The 13709-nt window shown below is 59.3% G+C and carries 12 protein-coding genes; 7 read left to right on the top strand and 5 right to left on the bottom strand.

The window, feature by feature from the left end; all coding sequences use genetic code 11:
• The first annotated feature begins 22 nt into the window (after positions 1–22).
• From PTE30175_RS17335 to PTE30175_RS17315, 5 genes are all read left to right on the top strand, one after another.
• Positions 23–1009 carry a LysR family transcriptional regulator gene (locus PTE30175_RS17335; RefSeq protein ID WP_150698320.1) on the top strand — a complete coding sequence of 329 codons (987 nt, stop codon included), beginning with the start codon at positions 23–25 and terminating at the stop codon, positions 1007–1009.
• Between the two features lie 112 nt (positions 1010–1121).
• The gene (locus PTE30175_RS17330) at positions 1122–1964 is read left to right on the top strand and encodes an HTD2 family dehydratase (RefSeq protein ID WP_150698319.1); all 843 of its coding nucleotides are present in this window, start codon (positions 1122–1124) and stop codon (positions 1962–1964) included.
• A 29-nt stretch (positions 1965–1993) separates the two neighbouring features.
• Entirely contained in the window at positions 1994–3157 is a 1164-nt protein-coding gene (locus PTE30175_RS17325) for an acyl-CoA dehydrogenase family protein (RefSeq protein ID WP_150698318.1), read from the top strand.
• A 14-nt stretch (positions 3158–3171) separates the two neighbouring features.
• Positions 3172–4350: a CaiB/BaiF CoA transferase family protein gene (locus PTE30175_RS17320; protein WP_150698317.1), complete on the top strand. Its 1179-nt coding sequence runs from the start codon at positions 3172–3174 to the stop codon at positions 4348–4350.
• A 101-nt stretch (positions 4351–4451) separates the two neighbouring features.
• Positions 4452–5834 (top strand): MFS transporter, encoded by a 1383-nt coding sequence (locus tag PTE30175_RS17315; protein WP_150698316.1) that lies wholly within the window; start codon positions 4452–4454, stop codon positions 5832–5834.
• Positions 5835–5904: 70 nt separating this feature from the next.
• Here the strand turns inward: PTE30175_RS17315 and PTE30175_RS17310 are convergent, their stop codons facing one another.
• The 5 genes from PTE30175_RS17310 to PTE30175_RS17290 all read right to left on the bottom strand — a co-directional run bounded on the left by PTE30175_RS17310 (position 5905) and on the right by PTE30175_RS17290 (position 10943).
• A complete protein-coding gene (locus tag PTE30175_RS17310; protein ID WP_150698315.1) occupies positions 5905–6855 on the bottom strand; it encodes a LysR substrate-binding domain-containing protein in 951 nt (316 codons plus the stop codon).
• A 303-nt stretch (positions 6856–7158) separates the two neighbouring features.
• Positions 7159–7977 carry an HpcH/HpaI aldolase/citrate lyase family protein gene (locus PTE30175_RS17305; protein ID WP_150698314.1) on the bottom strand — a complete coding sequence of 273 codons (819 nt, stop codon included), beginning with the start codon at positions 7975–7977 and terminating at the stop codon, positions 7159–7161.
• Between the two features lie 35 nt (positions 7978–8012).
• Complete coding sequence (locus PTE30175_RS17300) at positions 8013–8954, bottom strand: electron transfer flavoprotein subunit alpha/FixB family protein (RefSeq protein WP_150698313.1); 942 nt, start codon at positions 8952–8954, stop codon at positions 8013–8015.
• 12 nt (positions 8955–8966) lie between these two features.
• On the bottom strand, positions 8967–9716 hold the full coding sequence (locus PTE30175_RS17295) for an electron transfer flavoprotein subunit beta/FixA family protein (protein ID WP_150698312.1): 750 nt from the start codon (positions 9714–9716) through the stop codon (positions 8967–8969).
• 264 nt (positions 9717–9980) lie between these two features.
• On the bottom strand, positions 9981–10943 hold the full coding sequence (locus PTE30175_RS17290; protein ID WP_224788837.1) for a threonine ammonia-lyase: 963 nt from the start codon (positions 10941–10943) through the stop codon (positions 9981–9983).
• A gap of 270 nt (positions 10944–11213) precedes the next feature.
• On the opposite strand from PTE30175_RS17290, the gene PTE30175_RS17285 reads away from it, so the two are divergent.
• Positions 11214–12107 (top strand): LysR family transcriptional regulator, encoded by an 894-nt coding sequence (locus PTE30175_RS17285; RefSeq protein WP_150698310.1) that lies wholly within the window; start codon positions 11214–11216, stop codon positions 12105–12107.
• Positions 12108–12320: 213 nt separating this feature from the next.
• Positions 12321–13619, top strand: a complete 1299-nt coding sequence (locus PTE30175_RS17280) for an aminotransferase class V-fold PLP-dependent enzyme (RefSeq protein WP_150698309.1) — start codon at positions 12321–12323, stop codon at positions 13617–13619.
• Positions 13620–13709 lie beyond the last annotated feature (90 nt).

Here is a 13709-nt window from a genome sequence, read left to right as displayed (position 1 = left end):
AACGGCATCAGTAGGGGTAAACGTGGACATCAAGCAGCTCAGAGCGTTATTGACGATTGCCGAAACCGGCAGCGTGACCAAGGCGGCCACGCTGCTGCATATCGTCCAGCCGGCCGTTTCCAGGCAGCTTGCCCTGCTTGAGGAGGACGTCGGTACGGAGTTGTTTTCCCGAGGCCGCTACGGAATGAAGCTGACTGAAGCCGGTGAGATATTCGTCGAGTACGCGCGCCGAGCGCTGGCTGAGCTCGATCGTGCCCGCTCGGAGATTCAACCCGCCGAGGGCGTTTCAGGCGTGGTCACCATCGGATTGCTTCCGAGCACGTGCGACTTGCTGGCGAGCGAATTGGTCGCCGCCGTGGCCAGCGCGCATCCCGCAGTCAGACTCCGCCTGTCAATGGGATATACCGGCCACCTTCAGAACTGGCTCGAGTTGGGCGAGGTTGACGCCGCCCTTTTGTACGACCCGAAGCCCTCCCCGACCATGCGAGTGCAACCCCTTCTTGAAGAAAAGCTGTGGGTCGTCGGGCGTCCGGAAGCCGGCTTCCGGGCAGATTCGCCGTTGCCGCTCAAACAGGTGACCGACGGACCGCTGATTCTCCCCAATTCGCCTCATGGCATTCGCAGCCTCGTGGAACAAGCATGCGCCGCGGCTGGCATCGACATGTCCATCGTGGCGGAAACCAACGCCATGAGCGTGCAGAAAGGACTGGTGCTGGGAGGCTTGGGCGTCACGATCCTGCCAAGCATCGCGATTGTCGACGACGTGGCCCGCGGACTCCTGAGCGCCGCCCCACTGTCGGACGAAGGCCTGCAGCGCAAAATCGTCCTTGCGCTGCCCAATACCCGCCGGGTTGCCGCCGCCGTGGCTTGCGTGGTCGATATCCTCGTCGCGGTCATGAACGAAGCCGTCCGAAGCGGAAAATGGACAACGGCGCGATGGCTTGCCAACGAGAGTGAACCACCTTACACAAAGCGTTCCGTCAATCTTGACGAAGCGCTACCGGAATAGGATTGCCCTATGACCGGCACATGAAACTCGTATTTCCGTCGACCGTCGCCTTCAAATAAAGTCCCCGTACAGGAAAAATATCTGTTGGCTTCGGCCAACGACGGAGACGACGATGAATCCTCATTCCTCCGCGCCGAACGACCGGGCGGAAAGCGCAGCCGACGTTGTCGCACTCACCTCAGTCGCTGCACTCAATGCAACCCTCGACTACGCCGAAGCCCCTGGAACAGGGGATCCCCTTCCCCATTTGTGGCATTGGATTTTCTTCAGGCCGACCGTCCGCCAATCGAAAATCGCCACCGACGGGCATCCGGAAAAAGGCGGATTTCTGCCGGACCTTGGACTGCCTCGACGCATGTGGGCCGGCGGAAGATTGCGCTTCCTCTGCCCACTGAAGATCGGCGCAGCCATTACGCGCGAATCGCGCATCCTTGACGTCAGCGAAAAAGAAGGCCGAAGCGGCAAGCTCGCATTCGTGACGGTCAAGCATCAAATCTTTAACGCGGATGCACTGGCGATCGAGGAGGAGCAAGACATCGTCTATCGCGAGCCGGCGATTCCGGGCGCGGCGACACCCTCGCCGACGGCGGCGCGTACGGACGAGCTTTGGCACAGAGCGATTACGCCTGACGAAGTCCTCCTCTTTCGCTACTCGGCGCTGGCGTTCATCGGTCATCGAATTCATTACGACAAACCCTACGCGGTCGAGGTGGAGGGTTACCCGAATCTCGTCGTTCACGGTCCCCTGATTGCGACGCTGCTCATTGACCTGCTCCGCAGGTTTGCGCCACAAGCCACGGTGCTGGACTTCTCGTTCAAAGCCGTCCGGCCAAGTTTCATGGGCAACACGCTATATCTCTGCGCACGCCCTTCACCGGACGGCAAAAGTGTCGAGCTTTGGTCCAGGGACCATGAAGGCTGGCTCACCATGTCCGCCCTTGCCACGCTCGCCTAATCCATCATTGTCAGGAAGACAAGTCAATCATGATCAATACCTCAGCCGATCCGTATCAGGATATTCGTGACGCCGTCCGCGATCTGTGCCAACAGTTTCCCGCAGAGTACTTCCGAAAGATCGACGACGAACGGACCTATCCGGAAGCCTTTGTCGAGGCTCTGACCAAGGCGGGGTGGCTGGCTGCGCTCATTCCCCAGGAATACGGTGGTTCGGGACTGGGCCTGACCGAAGCATCCGTCATCATGGAAGAGATCAACCGCTCCGGCGGCAACTCCGGCGCATGCCATGGGCAGATGTACAACATGGGTACCCTGCTACGTCACGGATCCACCGAACAGAAACAACGCTATCTGCCCAAAATTGCCACGGGCGAATTGCGCCTTCAATCGATGGGCGTGACCGAGCCGACGACCGGCACCGACACGACCAAGATCAAAACGACGGCAGAACGCAAAGGCGACCGCTACGTCATCAACGGACAGAAGGTCTGGATCTCCCGGATTCAGCATTCCGACTTGATGATTCTGCTCGCTCGCACCACGCCGCTCGCCGATGTGAAGAAAAAGCGCGAAGGCATGTCGATTTTCCTCGTTGACCTGCGCGAGGCCGTCGGGAACGGCATGTCGGTTCGCCCGATTCCGAACATGGTGAACCACGAGACAAACGAGTTGTTCTTCGACAATCTCGAAATTCCCGCCGAAAACCTGATCGGTGAAGAAGGCAAAGGATTCAAGTACATTCTCGATGGGCTCAATGCAGAACGAACGCTCATCGCGGCCGAGTGTATCGGTGACGGCTACTGGTTCATCGACAAGGTGTCCCAGTACGTCAAGGATCGCATCGTGTTCGGTCGCCCGATCGGGCAAAACCAGGGCGTTCAGTTTCCGATTGCACGTGCGCTCGTCAACGTGGAAGCTGCCAGTCTCATGCGCTACAAGGCGTGCGAATTGTTTGACGCGCACCAGCACTGTGGCGCTCAAGCGAACATGGCCAAGCTGCTCGCGGCAGATGCTTCGTGGGAAGCGGCCAATGCGTGCCTCCAGTTCCACGGCGGCTTCGGCTTCGCATCCGAGTACGACGTCGAGCGCAAGTTCCGGGAAACGCGTCTTTACCAGGTCGCGCCCATTTCGACGAATCTGATCCTGTCGTACGTCGCCGAGCACATTCTCGGCCTGCCTCGTTCGTTCTAAGCGAGGGCCCCATCATGCGCCCATTGGAAGGCATCAAAGTCGTCACGTTTGAGCACGCGATTGCCGCGCCGTTCTGTACTCGGCAACTCGCCGACCTCGGAGCACGCGTCATCAAGATCGAACGCCCAGGGACCGGTGATTTCGCGCGCAACTACGATGAGCGTGTTTCCGGCCTGGCATCCCATTTTGTCTGGACAAATCGTTCCAAGGAAAGCGTCACGCTCGACGTGAAGCAATCTTTGGCGATCGACGTCGTCCACAAGCTGCTCGCGGATGCCGACGTTTTCGTCCAGAACCTCGCGCCCGGGGCAACCCAGCGCCTCGGACTCGACTACGACGCGCTGAGCGCTCGATATCCCCGCCTGATTGTTTGCGATATCTCCGGATATGGCCTCGACGGACCGTTCCGGGACAAAAAGGCGTACGACCTGCTCATCCAGAGCGAATCCGGATTCCTGAGTATCACCGGGTCCGAAAACCAGCCTGCCAAGGCCGGTTGTTCAATCGCGGATATCGCCGCCGGGATGTATGGATATACAAACATCCTCGCGGCGCTTCTTGAGCGAAGCCGCACGGGGAAAGGCAAGCACATCGACGTCTCGATGCTGGAGAGCATGGTCGAATGGATGAGCTATCCGCTCTACTACGCGATCGACGGTCAGTCGGCGCCGCGTCAAACCGGCGCGTCGCACGCGACCATCTTTCCCTATGGCCCGTTCAAGGCCGGCGACGGGGAAACGGTCATGTTGGGCTTGCAGAACGAACGTGAGTGGAAGAACTTCTGCGAAACGGTCATCCGGCAGCCGCAACTGCACTCGGACGAACGATTCTGTTCGAACAGCTTGCGGGTAGAACACCGCGAGGCACTCACCCGCCTCATTCTGGAAGCGTTCGCCGGCATGACCGCAGCACAGGTGATTGAACGTCTCGAAGAGGCGAGTATTGCCAACGCCCACATGAATGACATGCAGGCCGTGTGGAACCACGAACAACTGTCGGCGCGCAAGCGATGGACGACAGTTCAATCTCCCGCTGGAGAAATACCGGCACTCTATCCGCCCGGCGTCGCACCAAGCGATGACGCGCTCATGGGCGCCGTACCGGCGCTCGGCCAACACACCAATGCCATTCTGCGCGAACTGGGGTTCAGTGAATCCCGGATCGCGGAGATGCACGGATCCGGCGCGATTTGACCCAACCCGATGTAGCAACCCTCTTGGGGAGACTTCGCCCGATAAACGAAGCTCCCCGCTCGTCGCGCACTGCACAAGTCAATGCAATACAGGAGACAAACATGTCACGCACAGTCAATGCAGCCGGTCGCCTGGACCGCCTACCCATTTCACGCTTTCACTGGAAAATTCTCGGACTCATCGCCGGTGGCGCGTTCCTGGACGCGTTTGATATATACCTCGCCAATGGCGCGGTTGCGGCCATGGTCAAGGAGGGATTTACCGATTTGCGCCATGGCGCGATGTTCGTTTCCTCAACGTTTGTCGGGATGATGATCGGTGCCTTCGCCGCCGGCTATGTCGGCGACAAACTCGGTCGGCGCTACTCGTATCAGCTCAACCTGGCCATTTTCGGGCTTGCTTCAATTGCAGCCTGTTTTGCGCCAACCATCGAATGGCTCATTGCCTTGCGTTTCATCATGGGCGTCGGGCTGGGCGCCGAACTCGTCGTTGCCGCCGGAACGCTCGCCGAATTCGTGCCCCCGGCGACGCGGGGACGTTGGGTTTCGCTGCTGGCCATCATCATCAACAGCGGTTTGTTCGTCGCGCTTGCGGCCGGCTACTGGATCATCCCTCATCTTGGCTGGCGCTACATGTTCGCTGTCGCGGGCGTGGGGGCGATCGTCGTCTGGTTTCTTCGACACAGGATGCCGGAATCGCCGCGTTGGCTGGAATCGATCGGCAAGCTCGATGAAGCGGAAGCCACGCTCGCGGCCATCGAACGCGAGGTGGAAGACCAGGTCGGAAAGTTGCCGCCGGTTCAGCGCACGGTCGATCTTAACGTCGGCAAAACCTCATTCCAAGCGCTGTTCGCTCCGGGCATGCGCGGTCGCACGTGCGTCGCCGCTCTCACCTCGGTCGCCGTCAATATCGGGCTGTACGGGTTCATCGCCTGGCTGCCCACCTTCTTCGTGGCAGAAGGCCTGTCGATCGTGAAATCACTGGGTTTCGTGCTCCTGATGTCGATCGGATCGCCCGTCGGCGGGCTCGTCGGATATTTCATCGCAGACCGCATCGGCCGTGCCAAAGGCATCGTACTGGCTGCGGTGGTGAGTATCGTGCTGGGCTGGATCTATGTCTCGCTTCGCGACACTACCGCGATCATCTTCGTCGGTTTCTGCCTCGTCACGGCGATCTATACGATTACGACGCTTGGCCTGTTCGGGTACATCCCGGAGTTGTTCCCGACAGAAGTGCGGCTGCGTGGCACCGGCGTGGCAGGCACGGTCGGGCGAGCGGCCTCGATCGCCACGCCGTACCTCGCACTGGTGCTCTACGAACGTTTTGGGGTTTCGGGGGTTATTGCAATGGTGAGCGTCGTGTTCGCGGCATTATGCGTCGCCATCGCGGTGTTACGCGTCGAGACAAGCCGACATGCGCTCGAAGACATTGCGCCGGGGTCGACTGATATCACGCCTGCGCCCGTCGGCTCGGCCGTGCGTTAGGATCTGCTGCACGTGTTGCCAGGCGAGTCGCAGGTAATAGGCGAATCGGGCGGCACCGGCCGAGAACTTCTCAGCCGCCCGCGCCGATATCGCCCTGCAACGTGACGCCCTGCCAAACGCCCTTTGCCACCTGCTCCGCAATGATATCGACCATCGTTTGACGTACGGCAAGCGTTGCCGCATGAACAGGCAGGCCGTTTGGCCAGCAAATACTTGCCGGACGGTCTATCGTCGGCTCGATGATGCGCCGCATCCTGGGGAGCCGGGACGTATCCCATTGCGCGACCGCAGATGCCGGGAGAATGGTGCATGCCTTTCCCGAATAAGCAATGGCAATCATGGTCGGTAACGAATCGACATCGGCAATGATGTTCAGATCGACGTTTTCCCGGGAGAACGCACGTTCCATCAGAAGACGTAACCCATTCGAGACACCCGGCGCCACCAGCCGTACGCCAGCCAGTTTGGAGAGTGGGCATGTCTTTGAGCGCGCAGAGACGTCCCCGCCCGGCTCGCCCAACACGTACAGGGTTTCGTTGAGGACCGGTAACGCCGAGATGCCCGGCGAATCCGCGCCACGAAACAGGATAGCAAGGTCAAGACGGCCGTTTGCCAGCAGCTCATTGAGATATCCGCTCATGCTCTCGAAAAGCTGCAACCGGATCCCCGGATACGCCGCCTGGATACGTTCGAACAGGGGCACGGCCAGCACCGACGACATCGTCGTCGGCAGGCCGACGGCAACAGTACCCGACTCGGCTCCGGCGCCCTTGGTCACCTCCTGCTTCAACTGCTCCATTTGCCGCAATACGAGACGGGCGTGGCGGTACAGCGCGTCGCCAGCGGATGTGGGCGTCACTCCGTGGTTGCTGCGAAGCAAAAGCGACACACCGAGGTCCTCTTCAAGGCGCGCCATTTGCTGGCTCAGGGACGGTTGCGCCACAAAGAGCTTTTCCGCCGCTTTGCCCAAGCTTCCGTAGTCGACAATGCTGACAAAATATCGAAGCTGTCGAACGTCCATGAAATGACCTTCTGAATCCCAAACGTGACGGAGTTGGCACGAATGCCGGGCTGCGGTGATGCTGCCTTTGATTGTAAACGTATTGAGCGGTAGCAGACCGGCACGCCACAATGAACCGAACTGGTGCTCGCCAAATGGCGCTCGCCCCAATTCAGCGGAATGCGAGAGACAACGTGTGGCGTCGCATGTGCCGTTAGCACATACGACGCCCGAACATGCGGCTGCCTTGAATCAACCGGGTCCGGGCGCAACATCGCGCAGCACGACCAAGCCCTGCGGCTTCAGCCGACGCTCAGAACCGCATCAGGTACGCGCCGACGCCACAATGCGTTGCGCACGGAGGACAACCGGCCTGTCGACCATCTTCCCGTCGATCGAAATCGCCGCGCCATTCGCCTTCTCCGATGCATCCAATACTCGCCTGGCCCAGGAAACGTCGGACTCGGTCGGCGTATAGCATCGATTGACGACAGGCACTTGCTTCGGGTGAATGCACAGCTTCCCGCCGAATCCCCAGCGCCTGCCTTTTGCCGCATCGGCGGTCAGCCGATCCACGTCCTCGAGACTCGGCGTGACACCGTCGATGGGCGATCGAATACCGGCGATGCGCGAAGTCATCACCAACTGTGCACGGAACGTATCAAGTTCCTCGGCATCCGATCCCATCCCCATGTCGGCGATAAAATCCAGGGTACCGAACATGAGTTGATGGACAAAGGGGGCTTTGGCAATCTGCAGTACGTCCCACATGCCCTGTGCGGTTTCGATCAACGGGAAAACGGGTATCTTCGTCCTCGTGACGGAGATCAAGTCTACGACATCGGATGCGGCCTCGGCCTTCGGCAAAATAATCCCTGCGATGCCACGAAGCTTGGTCAATTGGGCATCCTCGGCAAACCATGGCGTGCCTTTTGCGTTGATACGCACCAAGACCGGTCGCTCGGGAGATACCCACGCCGCTAAAGCACGACGAGCCTCCACCTTGGCTTCCGGCGCGACAGCATCCTCCAGATCGATGATGACCGCGTCCGCGCCGCTGTCGAGGGCTTTGCCGAACCGATCCGGTTGACTCCCGGGCACGAAAAGGAAGGACCTGTTTTGCGATCCGCCAGTATTTGACATGTCAATTCTCACAACGCGAGTGGGCCGATCCGATGTCAGATCGCCGCAATAATCTCGGGCACGGCGGCAAACAGGTCACCCACCAGCCCATAATCGGCCACCGAGAAGATCGGTGCTTCCGGATCCTTGTTGATCGCCACGATCACCTTGGAATCCTTCATGCCGGCCAGATGCTGGATCGCGCCCGAGATGCCCACGGCGAGATACAGTTGCGGCGCGACGATCTTGCCGGTCTGTCCGACCTGATAGTCGTTCGGCACGTAGCCCGCATCCACAGCCGCGCGCGATGCGCCCAGCGCCGCGTTCAGCTTGTCGGCCAGCGGCTCCAGCACCTTGGTGTAGTGCTCGCCCGACCCCAAGCCACGACCGCCCGAGACGATGATCTTGGCCGAGGTCAACTCCGGACGGTCCAGCTTCGTCACCTCTCGACCCACGAAATGCGAAAGGCCCGAATCCTGCACCGCCGGAATTGACTCGATGGTGGCATTGCCGCCCCCCGATGCCGCTGCATCGAAGCCCGTGCCGCGCACGGTGATGACCTTCACGCGGTCGCCGCTTTGCACCGTTGCGACGGCGTTACCGGCGTAGATCGGTCGCTCGAACGTGTCGGCGCTGTCAACCTTGGTGATGTCCGAGATTTGCGCGACGTCGAGCATGGCCGCAACGCGCGGGGCAATGTTCTTGCCGTACGCCGTGGCCGGCGCGAGGATATGGGTGTAGCCCTCGGCGACGGCGACGACTTGCGCGGCCACGTTTTCCGCTAGGCCGTCGCCCAGGTGCGCCGCATCTGCGAGCACCACCTTCTTCACGCCGGCGATTTGCGCGGCGGCGTCGGCGGCAGCCTTCGCGTTGGCGCCGGCGATCAGCACATGCACGTCGCTATCGTCGGGCATGCACTTGAGCGCCGCCGTGACCGTATTCAGCGTGGCCGACTTGATCGATTGATTGTCGTGTTCCGCGATAACCAGAATGCTCATTTCATCGTCTCCTTACAGCACTTTGGCTTCGTTTTTCAGCTTGTCGACCAGCGTGGCGACATCCGGCACCTTCACGCCCGCACCGCGCTTGGGCGGCTCGACGACCTTGAGGGTCTTCAGGCGCGGCGAAACATCGACGCCCAGATCCGCCGGCTTGACAGTCTCAAGCGGCTTCTTCTTGGCCTTCATGATGTTCGGCAGGGTCACATAACGCGGCTCGTTCAGGCGCAGGTCGGTCGTGACGACGGCCGGCAACGACAGCGAAAGGGTTTCCAGACCGCCGTCGACTTCACGGGTGACTTGCGCGCGGCCGTCGGCCACCGTCACCTTCGAAGCGAACGTGGCTTGCGGCAGCTTCGCCAGTGCCGCGAGCATCTGACCGGTTTGATTGGAATCGTCGTCGATGGCCTGCTTGCCCAGGATCACCAGTTGCGGCTGCTCCTTGTCCACCAAGGCCCCCAGCAGCTTGGCCACGGCCAGCGGCTGCAGGTCTTCGTCCGACTCGATCAGGATGGCGCGGTCGGCGCCGATCGCCAGCGCCGTGCGCAGCGTTTCCTGGGCTTGCGTGACACCTGCGGACACGGCGATTACTTCCGTCGCCACACCCGCTTCCTTCAGACGAACCGCTTCTTCCACGGCAATTTCGTCGAAGGGGTTCATCGACATTTTCACGTTCGTGATGTCGACGCCACTGCCGTCGCTCTTGACGCGAACCTTAATGTTGTAATCCACTACCCGTTTGACCGGCACCAACACTTTCATTGCCTACTCCATATTCTGTGACACCACTCATTGAACAAAGTGGTTGTGTCGCGTGGAACCCCTTTCGCCGCGGTTACCGCCCATACGTGGACCCACTTCGATTTCGTCCCTGCTAGTCGCACAGCCAATGCCCCGAGAACAAGTCACATTGGAATCGGAGATCGCTGCGCGCACAAATACAAGTTTGCTTTGGCAGCCATAGGCAGATCCTAGGGGACCGCCCTTGCTCGCCCCCTTGAGGCTGGGCGAAATCGCCGAAAAGGTTCAGGAATGCGTCAGTGCCCGGGCATAGACGGCCGGATCCACGTTACCGCCGGAACAAACCAATGCGACGCGTTTGCCGTCCAGCGCCACTTTCCTCGCCAACACCGCAGCCAAACCTGCAGCCCCTCCCGGTTCGACGACGAGTTTCAGCCATCTGAACGCATGAGCCACGGCTTGTAACGCCTCATCGTCGGTGACCGAGATTCCCCTCACATCATGCGTGAGCAGGGTCCGCAACGGCAATGCGCCCACTACAGGTCCCGAAATCGCATCCATCAACGTCTTCGGTACCGTCGGATTGTGCTCCGGTCGTCCGCTACGAAGCGAGCGCCCCATTTTCTCGAAACCTGTGGGCTCGACCACATAGCATTGTGTATGCGCGAAGGCATGCTTGATCGCAGTGATGACCCCCGACGCCAACCCGCCACCACTGCAGTTGACCAATACGACGTCAGGGACGACGTTCCGTTTAGCGAGTTGCTCGACCAACTCCAAACCCAATGTTCCCTGCCCGGCCATGACATCGATGTCATCAAACGGGGGGATGAATGTCATGCCTCGCTCACGCGCAATCGCGACGGTAACCGTCTCGCGATCTTGCGTATCGGGCGAGTAGAAGACAATCTCCGCGCCCCACCAGCGACAATTCTCCACCTTGATCGCGGGCGCCGTGTCCGGCAAAACGATCACCGCCGGGCACCCCAGGAGTCGCGCTCCTGCGGCAACACCTTGGCCGTGGTTACCGGCGGAATAGGTAATGACGCCACGTCGCAGGCGCTCCGCACCCAGCGTCAGCATCTTGTTCATGGCGCCCCGAATCTTGAAGGAGCCAGTGAGCTGAAGCGGTTCCGCCTTGACGAAAACGCGGCAACCCGCCGCGGCGTCAAGCATCGGTGACGCCAGCACCGGCGTGCGCACGATGCTCCCGCCCAACCGGTCGGCGGCTTGCCGAATGTCTTCCATGCCAAGCGTGCAATTTTCCATGAGATCACTTGAGTCGAAGTCAGCGCATTTGCGCAGTTCGGTTGACAGGTGAAGCGCCGTGTTGGCGCTCCAGGCGAAGCAAGCACGAGCCGCCCGCGTCTCATCGGCCGGTTTTCACTTCCTGTGCGATGTCAGCCGAAAATTTCCTCACGAGAGATTCTCGGCCACGAATAGAATGTCCAAAAGCGATATTTTTTAATGATTTTGCATGAATATAAGTTATATTAAAAACACTGACAGGAGGGGGCATTGGTCACGTTCAAGCAGCTCGAAGCCATTTATTGGGTCGTACAAGCCGGCGGCTTCTCCCAAGCCGCCCGGAAGCTTCACACAACGCAATCCGCGATCTCCAAGCGTGTCCATGAACTGGAAACGCTGTTCGATACGCTCCTTTTCGATCGCGCTCAACGCACGGCGCGGCTCACCGAAAAGGGTGAGGAAATGTTCATGCTGGCCAAGCGCCTGCTTGAACAGCGCGATGCCTCGGTTGAACAATTCGGACGGCCGGATGTCGTGGAACGTCGTCTGCGCATCGGCATCACCGAACTCACAGCGATGACGTGGCTACCCAAGCTGGTCAATCAGATTCACCTGCACTATCCCAAAGTCGTCATCGAGCCGGACGTCGACATGAGCATCAATCTTCGGGAGAAGCTCCTGGCAGATGACATCGAGCTGATGATCGTGCCCGATGCCTACCCGGATCCACATTTCGCATCGAAGCCGGTCGGCAAGGTCGAGAATGTCTGGATGTGCAAACCCGGCTTGATCGACTCGAACAGGACAATCCCGCTGCACGAACTTGCGACGTACCGCTTGCTTGCCGACAAATCCGGCACCGGTATGCTCTACGACAGGTGGTTCAAATCAAACGGATTCCAGTCGCCCGAGATCATCACGAGCAACAGCATCGTCGCGCTTATCGGCATGGCTGTCTCGGGCTTGGGCATCAGCTATTTTCCCAAGCACTGCCTGAGCCAGATGAACGCCATGGGCATGCTCAAACCGTTGGATGTCACGCCGGGACTTCCGGATGTCACCTATGTGGCCACATATAAAAGCGAATTGCGCAGCTCACTCATTGCATCAATTGTGGAACTCGCGCAGGAATGCTGCGACTTCCGGGTCATGCTCCAGACGTAGGTGCACGCGCACCACGCAGATGTCGGAAATGTTCATCGGCCGAGCGGAATGAGGCGCGCTTCGAATTGGGAAAATTGTTGAGAAAAATCGATATATAGCCATTACAAAAACTCGCTTTTTCTCACTACAGCGGTGTCTTATCGTGTCCGCAAGTCTCACAAGACTCTCCCTGAAAACCCCCGACAACACAGTGGAAAAACCACGTTTCAAATCATGAATGAATTGATAGGCGAGCTGTTCCCCAGCGCACTCACACGCGAGATCAAAGAGAGATTTCATTACGTAGACAACGATTTTAACGGGAACGCCAGGTTGTTTTTCGACAATGCCGGCGGCTCATTTCGACTCAAGGCCGCCGTCGAGCAGCATGCGGTAATCGATGCCATCCCTGACTGCACCGAGCGTACCCATCGTAGCGCCAGACACCTTCAAGCCATTCAAGCGAAAGGGACTGATGACTTCCGTCTCATCTTGAACGCCACAGGGGGGGCGGTCTTCGCATCGCTGACAGCATCCGGGGCGATGTTCGACATGATTCGCGCTGTTGCCGAGAACGTCAGCGGAACCAACTTCGTTACCACGTGCCTCGAACACCCGTCGTCGTTTGATGCGGTCGCTCTCTACGCAAAGCGCCTTGACAAGGAGCTTCGGGTCGCGAAGAGCAATCCCGAGACAGGTGGCATCGACGTAGACGACGTCATTGCGCTGATTGATCAAAACACATCACTCCTGAGTGTGATGTACGCGTCGAACATCTCCGGCGCGAAAATCGACGTCAAGGCGATCGTTCAACGTGCCCGTGAAATCAAGCGCGATCTGTTCATCATTGTTGATGCCGTCCAGCATGCGCCACACGGCGTGATTGATCTTGCAGAAATGCCGATCGACGCGATCACTATTGCGCCCTACAAGTTCTTCGGTTGCCGCGGTTCAGGCATTTCGTGGTTGTCAGACCGAGCAGCCCGATTACCGCACCACAAACTGAACGGCAAACCGGTTGACTTCTGGGACCTTGGAAGTTCGGCGCCGGCACAATTCGCCGTGATGACGGCGGTCGTGGACTATGTTTGCTGGCTGGGCACCGACGGCACGGCGCCCACTGAGCGCCGAGGATCGTTCGTGGAGGGAATGAAACGTATCGAGCGTCACGAGCGCGCCCTGCTTGCCCGCATTCTCGACGGTGCGCCGGCAATTCCCGGGTTGCGTCACATCCATGGTGCAACAGTCCTCCTCGACCACGAGGATCTGACCAAGCGCGACTTGATTGTCGCCCTCGCTTTGGAAGGTTTCTCTCCGGCCGAAGCGGTCAAAGCGTACGAACAGCGTGGCGTTATCGTCTATGAGCGGGTTGCGACGAGTTTGTACTCAAAACGCATGCTGGATTCGTTCGGCATCGATGGCGCCATCCGGATATCCCCGCTACATTGCCACTCGGCTGACGATATTGACAGGTTTCTCACGATCACCGCGCAGATAATGGAGGGCGTTGGGAACAAGCATTCCGGCAAGTGATGCAAATCCATCGGATTAAGTCGCTTTTCTTGCAAATTTCCGCGAGGAATACTAACCGCGGCCATTCAAAATGGCGCATCGCTGCGGGAA

The sequence above is a fragment of the Pandoraea terrae genome, from assembly GCF_902459695.1.
In the GTDB taxonomy this organism is placed as follows: domain Bacteria; phylum Pseudomonadota; class Gammaproteobacteria; order Burkholderiales; family Burkholderiaceae; genus Pandoraea; species Pandoraea terrae.
Note: the sequence above shows the minus strand (reverse complement) of the source record. Positions and strands in the feature narration are given on the sequence as shown.

What these genes read in the sequence shown, in the direction of transcription:
- PTE30175_RS17330 (WP_150698319.1), top strand. Translation starts at nt 1,122, where the DNA reads ATGAATCCTCATTCCTCCGCGCCGAACGACCGGGCGGAAAGCGCAGCC.
- PTE30175_RS17325 (WP_150698318.1), top strand. Translation starts at nt 1,994, where the DNA reads ATGATCAATACCTCAGCCGATCCGTATCAGGATATTCGTGACGCCGTC.
- PTE30175_RS17320 (WP_150698317.1), top strand. Translation starts at nt 3,172, where the DNA reads ATGCGCCCATTGGAAGGCATCAAAGTCGTCACGTTTGAGCACGCGATT.
- PTE30175_RS17315 (WP_150698316.1), top strand. Translation starts at nt 4,452, where the DNA reads ATGTCACGCACAGTCAATGCAGCCGGTCGCCTGGACCGCCTACCCATT.
- PTE30175_RS17310 (WP_150698315.1), bottom strand. Translation starts at nt 6,855, where the DNA reads ATGGACGTTCGACAGCTTCGATATTTTGTCAGCATTGTCGACTACGGA.
- PTE30175_RS17305 (WP_150698314.1), bottom strand. Translation starts at nt 7,977, where the DNA reads ATGTCAAATACTGGCGGATCGCAAAACAGGTCCTTCCTTTTCGTGCCC.
- PTE30175_RS17300 (WP_150698313.1), bottom strand. Translation starts at nt 8,954, where the DNA reads ATGAGCATTCTGGTTATCGCGGAACACGACAATCAATCGATCAAGTCG.
- PTE30175_RS17295 (WP_150698312.1), bottom strand. Translation starts at nt 9,716, where the DNA reads ATGAAAGTGTTGGTGCCGGTCAAACGGGTAGTGGATTACAACATTAAG.
- PTE30175_RS17290 (WP_224788837.1), bottom strand. Translation starts at nt 10,943, where the DNA reads ATGGAAGACATTCGGCAAGCCGCCGACCGGTTGGGCGGGAGCATCGTG.
- PTE30175_RS17280 (WP_150698309.1), top strand. Translation starts at nt 12,321, where the DNA reads ATGAATGAATTGATAGGCGAGCTGTTCCCCAGCGCACTCACACGCGAG.